14 protein-coding genes are annotated in these 12940 nt (G+C 51.7%); 4 read left to right on the forward strand and 10 right to left on the reverse strand.

Annotated features, from left to right (window positions below):
• Positions 1-275 precede the first annotated feature (275 nt).
• The 4 genes from IX31_RS14205 (at position 276) to IX31_RS14220 (ending at position 4919) form a co-directional block, all read left to right on the forward strand.
• The gene (locus tag IX31_RS14205; protein WP_034459192.1) at positions 276-1820 is read left to right on the forward strand and encodes a PTS transporter subunit EIIC; all 1545 of its coding nucleotides are present in this window, start codon (positions 276-278) and stop codon (positions 1818-1820) included.
• A gap of 11 nt (positions 1821-1831) precedes the next feature.
• Positions 1832-3199 (forward strand): 6-phospho-alpha-glucosidase, encoded by a 1368-nt coding sequence (locus tag IX31_RS14210; protein WP_034459194.1) that lies wholly within the window; start codon positions 1832-1834, stop codon positions 3197-3199.
• 95 nt (positions 3200-3294) lie between these two features.
• Positions 3295-4146, forward strand: a complete 852-nt coding sequence (sseA, locus tag IX31_RS14215) for a 3-mercaptopyruvate sulfurtransferase (RefSeq protein WP_034459196.1) — start codon at positions 3295-3297, stop codon at positions 4144-4146.
• The gene (locus IX31_RS14220) at positions 4146-4919 is read left to right on the forward strand and encodes a MurR/RpiR family transcriptional regulator (RefSeq protein WP_034459197.1); all 774 of its coding nucleotides are present in this window, start codon (positions 4146-4148) and stop codon (positions 4917-4919) included. The genes sseA and IX31_RS14220 overlap by 1 nt, the downstream gene beginning before the upstream one ends.
• A 4-nt stretch (positions 4920-4923) precedes the next feature.
• Here IX31_RS14220 and sseB read toward each other — a convergent pair whose 3' ends face one another.
• The 10 genes from sseB to iscR all read right to left on the reverse strand — a co-directional run bounded on the left by sseB (position 4924) and on the right by iscR (position 12906).
• The gene (gene sseB / locus IX31_RS14225) at positions 4924-5700 is read right to left on the reverse strand and encodes an enhanced serine sensitivity protein SseB (protein WP_034459199.1); all 777 of its coding nucleotides are present in this window, start codon (positions 5698-5700) and stop codon (positions 4924-4926) included.
• Positions 5701-5811: 111 nt separating this feature from the next.
• Entirely contained in the window at positions 5812-7098 is a 1287-nt protein-coding gene (pepB, locus tag IX31_RS14230) for an aminopeptidase PepB (protein ID WP_034459201.1), read from the reverse strand.
• A 73-nt stretch (positions 7099-7171) separates the two neighbouring features.
• The gene (gene iscX, locus IX31_RS14235; RefSeq protein WP_034459203.1) at positions 7172-7372 is read right to left on the reverse strand and encodes a Fe-S cluster assembly protein IscX; all 201 of its coding nucleotides are present in this window, start codon (positions 7370-7372) and stop codon (positions 7172-7174) included.
• Between the two features lie 12 nt (positions 7373-7384).
• The gene (fdx, locus tag IX31_RS14240; protein WP_034459208.1) at positions 7385-7720 is read right to left on the reverse strand and encodes an ISC system 2Fe-2S type ferredoxin; all 336 of its coding nucleotides are present in this window, start codon (positions 7718-7720) and stop codon (positions 7385-7387) included.
• A gap of 1 nt (position 7721) precedes the next feature.
• Complete coding sequence (gene hscA, locus IX31_RS14245) at positions 7722-9572, reverse strand: Fe-S protein assembly chaperone HscA (RefSeq protein WP_034459210.1); 1851 nt, start codon at positions 9570-9572, stop codon at positions 7722-7724.
• A 13-nt stretch (positions 9573-9585) separates the two neighbouring features.
• On the reverse strand, positions 9586-10101 hold the full coding sequence (gene hscB / locus IX31_RS14250; protein WP_034459213.1) for a co-chaperone HscB: 516 nt from the start codon (positions 10099-10101) through the stop codon (positions 9586-9588).
• Positions 10102-10172: 71 nt separating this feature from the next.
• Entirely contained in the window at positions 10173-10496 is a 324-nt protein-coding gene (gene iscA, locus IX31_RS14255) for an iron-sulfur cluster assembly protein IscA (protein ID WP_034459215.1), read from the reverse strand.
• A gap of 22 nt (positions 10497-10518) precedes the next feature.
• Positions 10519-10905, reverse strand: coding sequence for a Fe-S cluster assembly scaffold IscU (iscU, locus tag IX31_RS14260; protein ID WP_034459216.1), 387 nt, complete (start codon positions 10903-10905; stop codon positions 10519-10521).
• A gap of 43 nt (positions 10906-10948) precedes the next feature.
• Positions 10949-12163 carry an IscS subfamily cysteine desulfurase gene (locus tag IX31_RS14265; protein WP_034459218.1) on the reverse strand — a complete coding sequence of 405 codons (1215 nt, stop codon included), beginning with the start codon at positions 12161-12163 and terminating at the stop codon, positions 10949-10951.
• 239 nt (positions 12164-12402) lie between these two features.
• Complete coding sequence (gene iscR / locus IX31_RS14270; RefSeq protein ID WP_034459221.1) at positions 12403-12906, reverse strand: Fe-S cluster assembly transcriptional regulator IscR; 504 nt, start codon at positions 12904-12906, stop codon at positions 12403-12405.
• Between the last annotated feature and the right edge of the window lie 34 nt (positions 12907-12940).

A 12940-nucleotide genomic window follows, 5' to 3' on the forward strand; every position in this document is an offset into this window, starting at 1 on the left:
CTATTATGCGGGTTCATCAGAAAAACGAAAGTATCCAAATTCTGCAATGCGTATTCGCTCGCAAAGGGAAGCTGGCATCGTGCAACGGTTTCATCAGCGTGTCGTTTCAAAGTGCAAGCGCGATCACAGCCTGAAAGGTTACATGTTACCTTATGAGTCATTTGTTTTTAAAACAACAAGATAGATGGATGCTCTCCCTTTTTCCTTGCTACATTTCGCTCTGAGTCGCTGCCTCAACGCGGTGTTTAGCCAAAGTAATAATAAGAGACTGCTAAATGAAAAGTGCCGTTAACGCCCTACAAAACTTCGGAAAATCACTCTACGGGCCTGTGCTTATTTTACCTATCGTCGGTTTATTTATCGCGTTCGGTAATGTATTGGGCAATGGCAACCTGGCCGAATATTTACCGTTCCTCGGCCATTCCTCTATTCAGCACACGGGCGTGTTGATTTCTAAATCTGCCGTTTCGGTTCTGGCGAACCTTGCGCTGGTATTTGGTGTCGGCATTCCCATTGGTCTTGCTGCAAAAGACAAAGGCTATGCCGCACTCATTGGTCTGGTCACATTTATCGTCTTCATTAATGCGATGAACGTAACATTGCAATTGCAGGGTGAGTTAGCGCCAGTCGACCAAATGCGTGCCGCAGGGCAAAGTATGGTTTTAGGTGTACAAGTTCTTGAGATGGGTGTCTTTGCCGGGATCCTCACCGGCGCGCTTTCAGGATATCTGTACAACCGCTATTCCGGCGTACAGTTTTCTGGCGCGATGGCCATTTACTCCGGCCACTGTTTTGTCGCCATTATTATGCTGCCTGTTTCAATGTTATTAGGCGTTGTGATGAGCGAACTCTGGCCGTTTGCTCAGCATGGCATTAGCGCACTGGCGATGGCGATTAAAGGTGCCGGGGCATTTGGCGTTGCCATCTACGGTTTCCTGGAACGTATTCTGGTGCCAACGGGCCTACATCATCTGGTTTATACCCCATTCCTGTATACCGAATTAGGCGGGACTGCTGATGTTTGCGGCAGTGTTTATCAGGGTGCGCGCAACATTTACTTCGCAGAAATGGCGTGTCCGAGCGTCCATCAACTTAGCAGCACCGTTGTGTGGGATGCGCGTGGCATCAGCAAAATGTTCGGTCTGCCTGCTGCGGCACTCGCCATGTATATGACCGCAAAACCTGAGCGCAAAGCAGCGGCCAAAGCCATTCTCATTCCTGCGGCGCTGACGTCCATGTTGGTTGGCGTGACTGAGCCGCTGGAGTTTTCCTTTCTGTTTGTCGCCCCACTGCTGTTCGGTGTGCATGCGGTACTAACCGGCATAGGCATGATGCTGTTCTATCTGCTGGGCGTACACGCCATCGGTGCCAACGGCATTATCGATTTCATTCTCTATAACCTGCCGCTTGGCACTGAAAAATCCAACTGGCCGATGTATATCGCCGTCGGGCTGACGATGTCGGTTATCTATTTCCTGGTGTTCCGCTTCCTGATTCCCCGTTTCGACATGAAAACGCCAGGGCGTGAGAGCGATGACCAGGAGACAAAGTTATATAGCAAACAAGAGTATCAAGCCAAAGGCAGTAATGACGGGCTTGGTGAAGCTATCGTGGAAGGCCTCGGTGGCCGGGCCAATATTGAAGTGGTCGACAACTGTTATACCCGCCTGCGAGTCACAGTGCGTGATGTGTCAGTTATCGACGAACCCCGCCTCAAATCAACTGGCGCGAAAGGGGTGATTAAACAAGGTAATAACGTTCAGGTGGTCTACGGGCTGCATGTCAAAAAAATGCGTGAAGCAGTAGAGACGTTTCTCTAAAGGAGTCAATGATGTTTAAACCCCCGTTTATTTTGTCCATTGCCGGTGGCGGTAGTACTTACACGCCGGGCATTGTTAAAAGCCTGATGGTGCGCCTGGCCGATTTCCCGTTAGCTGAAATTCGCCTTTACGATATTGATGGTGAGCGCCAGTCGGTCATTGCTCCGGTAGTTGAGAAAGTCATTCGCGACCATAGCCAGAGCATCAAATTTACCGTTACTACTGACCCTGAGGTGGCATTTAGCGGCGCTCATTTTGTCTTCGCACAAATGCGCGTCGGGCAATATAAGATGCGTGAACAGGATGAAAAAATTCCTCTGCGCCATGGTGTGGTTGGGCAAGAAACCTGCGGGCCAGGCGGGCTGGCATATGGCCTGCGCACCATTTTGCCGATGGTCGAGTTATGTGATTTTGTTGAGCGTTATGCCCATCAAAAAGCGTGGATTGTGAACTATTCCAACCCGGCGGCAATTGTTGCTGAAGGCGTGCGTCGCCTGCGCCCGAAAGCGCGAGTGCTCAATATTTGTGACATGCCGGTTGCGGCGATGCGCAATATGGGTGCCATCCTCGGGGTTGACCGCCACAAGCTCGAAGTTGATTACTTCGGCCTGAACCATTTCGGCTGGTTTACCCGTGTGCTGGTTGATGGTGAAGATCGCCTGCCAGAGCTGCGCCGCCATATCGCTAAGTTTGGCCTGCTGACAGAAGATGCCGCGCAAACCGATCCGCAGCATTCTGACCCGTCATGGGTGAAAACCTGGCGCCACATTAAGCCGATTATGGATCATTTCCCGGAATACCTGCCGAATCCATATTTGCAGTATTACCTGATGCCGAACGATATCGTTCGGCATCAAAACCCGGACTACACCCGGGCTAACGAAGTAATGAATGGGCGTGAGAAAAAACTGTTTGCCGCCGCCGCGGAATACAAGCAAACCGGTATTTTGCCGGATGCCTTCCACGTAGGTGTGCACGGCGCGTTTATTGTTGATGTCGCCTGCTCTCTGGCCTTTGATTTACGCCAGCGCCATCTGGTCATTGTGGAAAATAAAGGAGCGATTGCCAACCTGCCGTACGATGCAATGGTTGAAGTTCCTGCATATATCACTTCCGAAGGGCCAGAACCGGTGCGCATGGGCGCGGTTCCACTGTTCCATCAGACATTGTTGATGCAGCAGTTAGCCTCAGAGCAGTTGCTGGTTGAAGCTACCATCGAAGGCAGTTACGAGAAGGCGTTGCAGGCGTTTACGCTTAACCGCACCGTGCCAACCATGCAGCATGCAAAAGCGATTCTCGACGACATGATTGAAGCTAATCGCGATTACTGGCCGCAACTTCAACAGGCGTGGCGAAACGGGGAGTTAGTAAAAGTTTAAATTTACGGCACACCTCGCAGCGGTGGATATGGTTGCTTGTCGGTTTGCCGAAAAACACCGACAATCCGATAGTGAATAATCATTCGGAGGCAACCATGTCCACCTCTTTCTTCGTCGCGGGCGACTGGCTCGCAGAACATATTAATGATGAGAATATCCAGATTATTGATGCTCGCATGTTGCCTCCAGGCCAGGAGCATCGTGATATCGCTGGCGAATATCGTGCCGGCCACCTGCCTGGCGCGGTATTTTTCGATATTGAAGCCCTTTCCGACCACACCAGTCCACTGCCCCATATGATGCCACGCGCTGAAGCCTTTGCTGTCGCCATGAGAGAGCTGGGTATCAGTAGTGATAAACATCTGGTCGTTTATGATGAAGGTAATCTGTTCTCCGCACCGCGAGCATGGTGGATGCTGCGTACCTTCGGCGTTGAAAATGTGTCGATTCTTGCAGGCGGCCTGGCCGACTGGCAGCGCGAAGAACTGCCTCTACAACAAGGTGATGTTCAATTGCCGGAGGGCGAATTCGACGTGAATTTCGATCCAATGGTGATTAAGCGCCTGACCGATGTTCTGCTGGTTAGCCATGAAGGCACTGCGCAGCTTGTTGATGCCCGCCCTGCCCCGCGTTTTAACGCACAAGTGGATGAACCTCGTCCTGGTTTAAGACGTGGGCATATTCCTGGTGCTGTGAACGTGCCCTGGGGCGATCTGGTAGAAAATGGTCAGTTGAAAACTACCGATGAACTGAGTGAAATCTTTACTCGCCAGGGCGTGAGCTTTGATAAACCGATTATCGCTAGCTGCGGTTCAGGCGTAACGGCGGCGGTTGTAGTGCTCGCGCTCACCACTCTTGGCGTTAACGGTGTTTCACTCTACGACGGCTCCTGGAGTGAATGGGGTGCACGCGCAGATTTACCTGTCGAACCATCCCAATCCCAGTAATGGACAACCGACTAGCTGGTCTTCTTGAGCGCGGGGAATCTTTAACCCGCGCTGAATACCGCGTTCTTTCGCATCTGACAAACCATCCGCTGCTGGTTGGTAATATCACCGTGCGGGAACTTGCTCAGGTAACGTTTGTTTCCAGCGCGACCATTATGCGGTTGTGCCAGAAACTAGGATTTAGCGGCTTCAGTGAGTTTATCTGGCACTGTAAGCAACTGCTTTCCAGCACTCCGCATATTGCAAACCAGCCTGCCCAGCCCGCTTCCGCACTGCCGGTTTTATTCGACCAGTTTGTCGATAATTACCGCCAGACTTTCCGTTGGGTCACACCCGAACTAATGGCGAAGTTTGCTACGCTATTGCGCGAAAAAGAGAGCTTCTTTTTATACGGCGCGGGGTTTTCCTATTTATTCGCTGAATATCTGACTAAGAAACTTCAGGTGCTCGGAAAAACTGCCTTTATTTCCGGGCCTGGCGATAGCCGGGGAATATTTCTCAGTAATGCCTCGAAGTATCAGGTATTCATCGCCATTTCTCGAAGCGGTGAAACTGAGCAAGTTTTGGATAAGGCGCGAATTGCACAAAATGTGGGGATGTCGATCGTGGCATTTACACGGGCTTCGCCAAACAGTTTGTCCGGGCTGGCTGATGTGCACTTTCCACTGTATGACGAGGCAATCCACTATGCCGCTGAAGCCGCAGGGATCACCTCGTTTGAGTCGAATCTGGTGATGCTTATCGATTTATTGCTGTTGCAGGCAACAGCATAAAAAATCAGATAATCCGATTGGTTTTAAAATCGCGCAGGAAGCTTCCCCAACGGCGCTCATAGAATGGCGTTATGTGCGCCATCATAAAGTGACTGATACCCTTCTCACCTTCCACCACCTGGCAGATATCGACCGGTTCATCGCCAGGGATTGTATCCGTGGCAACACTTCCCGCCTGGCGAATAATCGCTTCGATATCACCTTCTGCTTCAATACCAATCAGCAGGTTTGGCTGTTCGTCGGCGTGTTCTTTAATCGAGCAGACAAAAGCACGCTTCACGGTTTTCAGGTTTTTAAACAGAGTAGTAAGCGAATCAACCATTTGTGCAGGTGGCTCACCGACTTCGGAAAGCAGCAAAGATGTCCCGCCATCCAGCACTTCCTGCTGAGTTAAAGGATCGCTTTCAGCGCTGATTAAGTGCGTAATTTCACGCGGGGTAAATTCTTTGCCAGTTGGCAATTTTGCATTCAGAAACAGCGTCGCGCCCTGCGTCATTTCAAACAGCGTGCGCACCGGCATCACAACAAATGCCTGCTCGTGGCTAATAGCTTGTTGAAGCGCCTCAACAGAGGTGAAGAACGGAATAACTGAGGTGCCATCGTCTTTTTCCCAGTGCTGTAATTCAACAGCACTATCGGCGTCAATGGCCTCGCCTTCAGCAGCAGTCCCCGGTACCCAAACGGTGGATTCCAGTAACACGCGGAAGAATGCCGGGCGATGAGCGGGTTCAGTGGCCGCCTGCTCAAGCAGCGTTTCAAGTTCGTTTTTGAGTTCTGACATGGTCGTTCCAGGGGAAAGCATAATTTGTAGGGTGGATTAACAAATTGCCATCCACCATTTACTTGAGAAGGTGGCGGATGGCACAAGCTTATCCGCCCTACAAAAGTCGTGTTACTTACTCACTAACAGATTCGCAATCGCGCGCACACCAATGCCTGTTGCGCCAGCAGACCACTGCTCAACAGCACCTTTACGGTAAGTAGCAGAGCAGTCAATGTGCAGCCAACCTTCGTGATAGTTTTCCACAAAGTGGGACAAGAACCCGGCAGCGGTGCTCGCACCCGCCGGGAAGGACGCGTTGGAAGTGTTGTTTAGCTCAGCAAAGTTAGACGGCAGTTGGTTGCGGTGGAACTCAGCCAGCGGCAAGCGCCAGAACGGCTCATTTTCTGCCGCAGCGCTTTCCATCAGGCGGTTTACCAGCGCATCATCGAAGCTGAACAGCGCATGGTAATCGTTACCCAACGCAGTTTTCGCCGCACCGGTTAAGGTGGCGCAGTCGATGATCAGTTCTGGTTTTTGCGCACAAGCGTCAATCAAGCCATCAGCCAACACCAGGCGGCCTTCCGCATCTGTATTCATGATCTCAACGGTTTTGCCGTTGCGATATTTAATGATGTCACCCAGTTTGAAGGCGTTGCCGCTAACCAGGTTGTCCGCGCAACAAAGGTACAATTTCACACGCTTATCCAGACCGCGAGTGATAGCAAAGGCCAGTGCACCGGTAATGGTGGCAGCGCCGCCCATATCGGATTTCATGGAGTCCATGAATGCGCTTTGCTTCATGCTGTAGCCACCGGAGTCGAAGGTGATACCTTTACCGACCAGGCAGGCATAAACCGGTGCATCCGGGTTGCCAGTTGGGTTGTAATCCAGTGCCAGCAGTACCGGTGGGCGCTCGGAGCCACGGCCAACAGTGTGGATGCCCATATAATTCTGCTCGCGCAGATCTTCGCCTTTGGTGATGCGGTAAGAAACGTTATCGCAGGCTACATCACACAGCAGGTCAACCGCGCGAGACGCGAGCTGTTCCGGGCCGAGTTCTTCAGCAGGTGTGTTAATAGTGTGGCGAACCCAATCGATAATTTTCAGGCGGTTGTTGAGTTCTTTTTGTTCTTCATCGCTCAGCACAGCCCAGTCAACTTTACGGGTGCCTTTTGGTGCACGATAACCCTGCCAGAATGCCCAGCTTTTCTCGACATCCCAGCCATCACCCGCCAGCTGTACGTGCTTCAAACCCTGGCCGTCAATTTTACGAGCCGCACGTTGGATTAGCCCCAGGTCATCTTTGCCTGTCAGGTGCAGGGTAATTCCTTCGTCATTAATACTATAAGCGGCTTTTTCGCCCCAACGCGCATCGGCAGGCGACGTGGATAGCGTGATTTTCATGGCTTCTGACATTTTCTTTTCCTTATACTTTTCAGCTCATGCTTCATATAAAAACGGGCCGCCTGAGGCAGCCCGCTTGGTTCAATTAATCAGTCTCATCTAACCAGACTAACAGAATCGCTTCCAGAATTTTTTCATTGGATGCGCCTGGATCGTCATCAAAATCTTCCAAATCGCAGACCCACTGGTGCAGATCGGTAAAACGTACCGTTTTTGGATCAAGATCCGGGCGGCTATCGTACAGAGCTTCACCAATTTCGCGGCTATCGGTCCATTTCAGTCCCATAAGCTACTCCTGTTAGTGCTCACGTGCATGGTTGATGGTGTAACGTGGCATTTCAACCACCAGATCTTCATCCGTTACACGCGCCTGGCAGCTTAAGCGGCTTTCAGGTTCGAGACCCCAGGCTTTGTCCAACATGTCGTCTTCGTCTTCCGTGCTTTCAGCAAGGGAGTCGAAACCTTCACGCACGACACAGTGGCAAGTGGTGCAAGCACAGGATTTTTCACAGGCGTGTTCAATCTCAATACCGTTGCGCAGCGCAACATCAAGAATGGTTTCACCGACATTCGCTTCCAAAACTGCACCATCTGGACACAAATCCTGATGAGGCAGAAAAACAATCTTTGGCATGTTAAACCTCGTCCACGGAGTGGCCTTTCAGCGCCTTACGGATTGATTCATCCATACGACGTGCGGCGAAATCCTGTGTTTGTTTGTCTACGTTTTTAATGGCTTGTTCAATCGCATCAATGTCATCACCGGCAGCGGCGGCATGAAGTGCCGCCATTGCAGCGTCGATATCTGCGCGTTCTGCACTGCTCAACAGCGCAGCATCTGTCGCTAATGCACCCTGCAAACTTTCCAGCACGCGGGCCGCATCGACTTTTTGTTCTGCGAGCATGCGCGCTTTCACGTCATGCTCGGCATAGCTCATGGAGTCCTGAATCATGCTGGCGATTTCGCCATCGCTCAGGCCATAAGAAGGTTTCACCTGGATAGACGCTTCAACGCCAGTGGATTTCTCCATGGCGGTGACGCTCAGCAAGCCGTCTGCATCAACCTGGAAGGTGACGCGAATATGCGCGCCGCCCGCAGGCATTGCAGGTATTCCACGTAGTGCAAAACGAGCCAGGGAACGGCAATCTTGTACCAGTTCGCGCTCGCCCTGCATCACATGAATCGACATTGCCGTTTGGCCGTCTTTGAAAGTCGTGAAGTCCTGTGCACGCGCTACCGGAATTGTGGTGTTACGTGGAATGACTTTCTCAACCAGGCCACCCATGGTTTCGAGGCCAAGCGACAGCGGAATAACATCCAGTAATAGCATTTCGCTATCCGGCTTGTTACCCACCAGAATATCCGCCTGAATGGCTGCACCAATGGCGACAACTTTATCCGGGTCAATGGAAGTCAGCGGCGTGCGGCCAAAGAATTCGCCGACGCGTTCGCGCACTAATGGCACGCGAGTTGAACCGCCAACCATGACGACTTCCAGCACTTCATCCGCTTCAACGCCTGCATCTTTCAACGCACGACGGCAGGCCAGCAAAGTACGCTTAACCAGCGCTGCAATCAGTTCGTTGAACTGTTCGCGAGTCACGGTGCCCGTCCAGCCAGCCACTTCTACGGTAGCCGTTTCAGCATCACTCAGGGCGATTTTCGCGGCAATAGCGGCGTCGAGTAACTGACGCTGAACGCGGTCGTCGCTGCGATCGGCAACGCCCGCTTGCTCACGCAGCCAGTCAGCTAACAGATGGTCAAAGTCATCGCCGCCCAGCGCAGAGTCGCCGCCGGTTGCCATGACTTCAAACACGCCGCGGCTTAAGCGCAGAATAGAAATATCAAACGTACCGCCGCCCAAATCGTAAACCGCGATAACGCCCTCTTTGCCAGAATCCAGACCGTAGGCGATAGCCGCGGCGGTCGGTTCATTAAGCAGGCGCAGCACATGCAAGCCAGCCAGACGCGCGGCGTCTTTAGTGCCCTGGCGTTGTGCATCGTCAAAATAAGCAGGAACGGTAATCACCACGCCATCAAGTTCACCTTCCAACGCTTCGGTTGCGCGCGCGGCAAGTGCTTTGAGGATGTCGGATGAAATACGAATAGGGTTCAGTAGCCCGGCCGGGGTGTCGATCATCGGCAGGCCATTTTCACTCGCTTTGAATGAATAAGGCAGATGCGGGTAACGAGTCTGGATATCAGCAAGCGAGCGGCCCATCAGACGTTTTACCGAGCTGATAGTGTTTGCCGGATCGGTTGCGGCTTGCGCTCGCGCGTCCCAGCCCACGTTCAGGCCTTGTTGCTGATAGTGCACCACAGAAGGAAGCAGATGACGCCCTTCATGGTCAGGCAGCGTTTCAGCTTGCCCGCTGCGAACAGTTGCAACCAGTGAATTGGTGGTGCCTAAATCGATACCTGCCGCAAGCTTACGCTGATGAGGTGCCGCACTCAGGCCCGGCTCACTAATTTGTAATAACGCCATATTGAGCTTCCAGTTAAAAATCGAGCAGCTTTTCTTCGAGTTGTTCTATTTGGCTGCGCAGTTTATCGAGAAAACGCAGTTTACGCACAGTATCCGCCGCCTGCGTCCAGTCCTGATTATCCAGTTGCTGTACCATCAAAGCCATGCGGTTTTTCACCATCGCATTAACATTGCCGCTAAAAGCTTCCAGGCGGTCGCTATCTTTGGCGTGCTCGATATTATCAAGCTCTTCGCGCAATTCGAGTTGTTCCATCAAAAACGCGGTATCACGCACGGTATGCTGTTCGTTCGCCAGATCAAAACCGTTGAGGGAGAGAATGTACTCGGCGCGCGGCAATGGGTGACGCAACGTATGCCAGGCCTGGTTGATGGTCGCAGATTGTTGGACCGCCAACAGCTGTTCCGCCTGAGGGCGGCTGGTGTATTTATCAGGGTGGAACTGGCGTTGCAGCTCCTGGTAACGGGTAGCAAGCAGCTCAGTGTTGAGGGCGAAGCCTACCGGTAACCCAAAGAGGGTGAAGTAATCCATAACAGACTCGGGGTTTCATAGTAGAGCGTGATACCCCGTACAACTAACGCTACACGGGGTATTTGCGAGTATCAGACGTGGAAGCTTTCACCGCAGCCACACTCATCTTTCACGTTAGGGTTAGTAAATTTAAACCCTTCGTTAAGACCTTCTTTGACGAAGTCGAGCTCGGTACCGTCTAAAAATTGCAGGCTTTTACCATCGATGACCACTTTCACGCCTTTGTCTTCGAACACGGTGTCTTCTGCCATCGGTTCATCAACAAATTCCAGAACATAAGCCATGCCAGAACAGCCAGAAGTACGAACACCTAAACGCAAACCAAAGCCTTTTCCGCGGTTAGCTAAGAAGGCATTCACACGATCGGCAGCGCTGTGGCTAAGGGTAATCGACATACAACAACCTCAATCAAATTTACTATTTAGCTTCACGCTTACTTTTATAATCCGCGATAGCCGCTTTGATAGCGTCTTCTGCAAGGATTGAGCAGTGAATCTTCACCGGTGGCAGTTCGAGTTCTTCTGCAATGTCGGTGTTTTTGATAGCCTGCGCTTCATCCAGAGATTTACCTTTAACCCATTCGGTTACCAGCGAGCTGGAAGCGATGGCAGAGCCACAGCCGTAGGTTTTGAAACGCGCGTCTTCAATGATACCGTCATTGTTGACTTTGATCTGCAACTTCATCACGTCACCACACGCTGGTGCACCCACCATGCCGGAACCGACGCTGTCATCGCTGTTATCAAAAGAACCAACGTTGCGCGGGTTCTCGTAGTGATCAATTACTTTTTCGCTGTAAGCCATTTTTTATTCTCCTGAATCCGATATCGACGCTCGAAACGAGCGATTAGTGATGAGCCCATTCGATGGAATTAATATCCACGCCCTGCTTAAACATGTCCCACAGTGGAGAAAGTTCGCGCAGACGGCCAATGGACTTACGTACCAGTTCGATGGTGTAGTCGATCTCTTCTTCAGTAGTAAAACGACCTAAAGAGAAACGGATAGAGCTGTGAGCCAGTTCGTCGGTCATACCCAGTGCGCGCAGCACGTAGGATGGCTCGAGGCTTGCTGATGTACATGCAGAACCGGAAGAAACCGCAAGGTCTTTAAGCGCCATAATCAGCGACTCACCTTCAACGTAGTTAAAGCTCACGTTGAGGATAGTCGGTACGCCATTTTCCAGGTCGCCGTTCAGATACACTTCTTCCATATCTTTCACGCCGTTCCACAGACGGTTACGCAGCGCACGCAGACGGGACATTTCGGTCTCCATCTCTTCTTTAGCGATACGGTAAGCTTCGCCCATACCTGCAATCTGGTGAACAGGCAGAGTACCCGAACGCATGCCGCGCTCGTGACCGCCACCGTGTACCTGAGCTTCGATACGAATACGTGGCTTGCGGCGAACATACAGCGCGCCGATCCCTTTCGGGCCATAGATTTTGTGACCAGAGAAAGACATCAGGTCAACTTTAAGGGTGCTCAAGTCGATAGGCAGTTTGCCCACGCTCTGAGTTGCATCAACGTGATAGATAATGCCACGCGCACGGCACATTTCGCCGATTTTCGCGATATCTTGCACCACGCCGATTTCGTTATTCACGTGCATGATAGAAACCAGAATGGTGTCGTCACGCATCGCCGCTTCCAGCACGTTCAGGTCAACAATACCGTTGCTCTGTGGTGCCAGATAAGTCACTTCAAAACCTTCACGCTCAAGCTGGCGACAGGTGTCCAGCACAGCTTTGTGTTCGGTTTTAACGGTGATGATGTGCTTGCCTTTCTTCTGATAGAAGTTAGCCGCACCTTTGATAGCGAGGTTATCAGATTCAGTTGCACCGGAGGTAAAGACTATTTCACGCGGGTCTGCACCAACCAGTTCAGCGATTTGGTTACGGGCGATATCAACAGCTTCTTCTGCCTGCCAACCGAAACGGTGAGAACGAGAAGCCGGGTTACCGAAGGTTCCGTCCATAGTCAAAAACTGCATCATTTTCTGCGCAACACGCGGGTCAACCGGCGTAGTCGCAGAGTAATCGAGATAAATCGGTAATTTCATTGCTCTTAAACTCCGTACATCACTCAATGCAATGAATCAGGCAACAGGCTGAATGAACGACCTTGTTGACGGAGCATGACACCCCGGCCTAATTCTGAAATCTATTTTATTTTTACCCTAAATAGTGCGTGTTGCAGCAAGGCGGTAAACTTGAGAGTCCCCAGGAGCTTACATCAGGTAAGTGACTGGGGCGAACAAGTGCGCCCAACGCAGTTGCAACCCGAAATATGACGGGTAAATTATGCGCGCAGTTTAACGTCGATTGCGTCTTGAGCGCGCGTGCTGCGATGGTTTTCACTGTGCTGACGGCCAGAGACGTCCAACACTTCCTGGTTATTCACCAGTTCACCCAAAGTGATGTTATTCAGAAAACCAGTCAGACGGTCACTCAGGTCGCGCCACAATGCGTGAGTCAGGCACTTATCGCCGCCCTGACAACCACCTTTACCGTCGCCACCTTTGCCCGCGCAACGCGTTGCATCGACAGATTCATCTACGGCACTAATAACTTCGCCGACTGCGATGCTGTTTGCTTCTTTACCCAGCAGATAACCGCCACCAGGACCACGAACGCTGGCAACCAGGCCATTTTTACGCAGGCGGGAGAATAACTGCTCCAGGTAGGAGAGTGAGATTCCCTGACGTTCAGAAATATCAGCCAACGGCACTGGACCTGATTCGGAGTTCAACGCAACGTCAAGCATTGCGGTCACAGCATAACGTCCTTTCGATGTCAGTCTCATGTCTTACTTAACCTCAAATCGCCCCTCGAACCGG

The sequence above is a fragment of the Buttiauxella noackiae genome (assembly GCF_000737905.1).
Classification (GTDB): domain Bacteria; phylum Pseudomonadota; class Gammaproteobacteria; order Enterobacterales; family Enterobacteriaceae; genus Buttiauxella; species Buttiauxella noackiae.

What these genes read in the sequence shown, in the direction of transcription:
- IX31_RS14205 (WP_034459192.1), top strand. Translation starts at nt 276, where the DNA reads ATGAAAAGTGCCGTTAACGCCCTACAAAACTTCGGAAAATCACTCTAC.
- IX31_RS14210 (WP_034459194.1), top strand. Translation starts at nt 1,832, where the DNA reads ATGTTTAAACCCCCGTTTATTTTGTCCATTGCCGGTGGCGGTAGTACT.
- sseA (WP_034459196.1), top strand. Translation starts at nt 3,295, where the DNA reads ATGTCCACCTCTTTCTTCGTCGCGGGCGACTGGCTCGCAGAACATATT.
- IX31_RS14220 (WP_034459197.1), top strand. Translation starts at nt 4,146, where the DNA reads ATGGACAACCGACTAGCTGGTCTTCTTGAGCGCGGGGAATCTTTAACC.
- sseB (WP_034459199.1), bottom strand. Translation starts at nt 5,700, where the DNA reads ATGTCAGAACTCAAAAACGAACTTGAAACGCTGCTTGAGCAGGCGGCC.
- pepB (WP_034459201.1), bottom strand. Translation starts at nt 7,098, where the DNA reads ATGTCAGAAGCCATGAAAATCACGCTATCCACGTCGCCTGCCGATGCG.
- iscX (WP_034459203.1), bottom strand. Translation starts at nt 7,372, where the DNA reads ATGGGACTGAAATGGACCGATAGCCGCGAAATTGGTGAAGCTCTGTAC.
- fdx (WP_034459208.1), bottom strand. Translation starts at nt 7,720, where the DNA reads ATGCCAAAGATTGTTTTTCTGCCTCATCAGGATTTGTGTCCAGATGGT.
- hscA (WP_034459210.1), bottom strand. Translation starts at nt 9,572, where the DNA reads ATGGCGTTATTACAAATTAGTGAGCCGGGCCTGAGTGCGGCACCTCAT.
- hscB (WP_034459213.1), bottom strand. Translation starts at nt 10,101, where the DNA reads ATGGATTACTTCACCCTCTTTGGGTTACCGGTAGGCTTCGCCCTCAAC.
- iscA (WP_034459215.1), bottom strand. Translation starts at nt 10,496, where the DNA reads ATGTCGATTACCCTTAGCCACAGCGCTGCCGATCGTGTGAATGCCTTC.
- iscU (WP_034459216.1), bottom strand. Translation starts at nt 10,905, where the DNA reads ATGGCTTACAGCGAAAAAGTAATTGATCACTACGAGAACCCGCGCAAC.
- IX31_RS14265 (WP_034459218.1), bottom strand. Translation starts at nt 12,163, where the DNA reads ATGAAATTACCGATTTATCTCGATTACTCTGCGACTACGCCGGTTGAC.
- iscR (WP_034459221.1), bottom strand. Translation starts at nt 12,906, where the DNA reads ATGAGACTGACATCGAAAGGACGTTATGCTGTGACCGCAATGCTTGAC.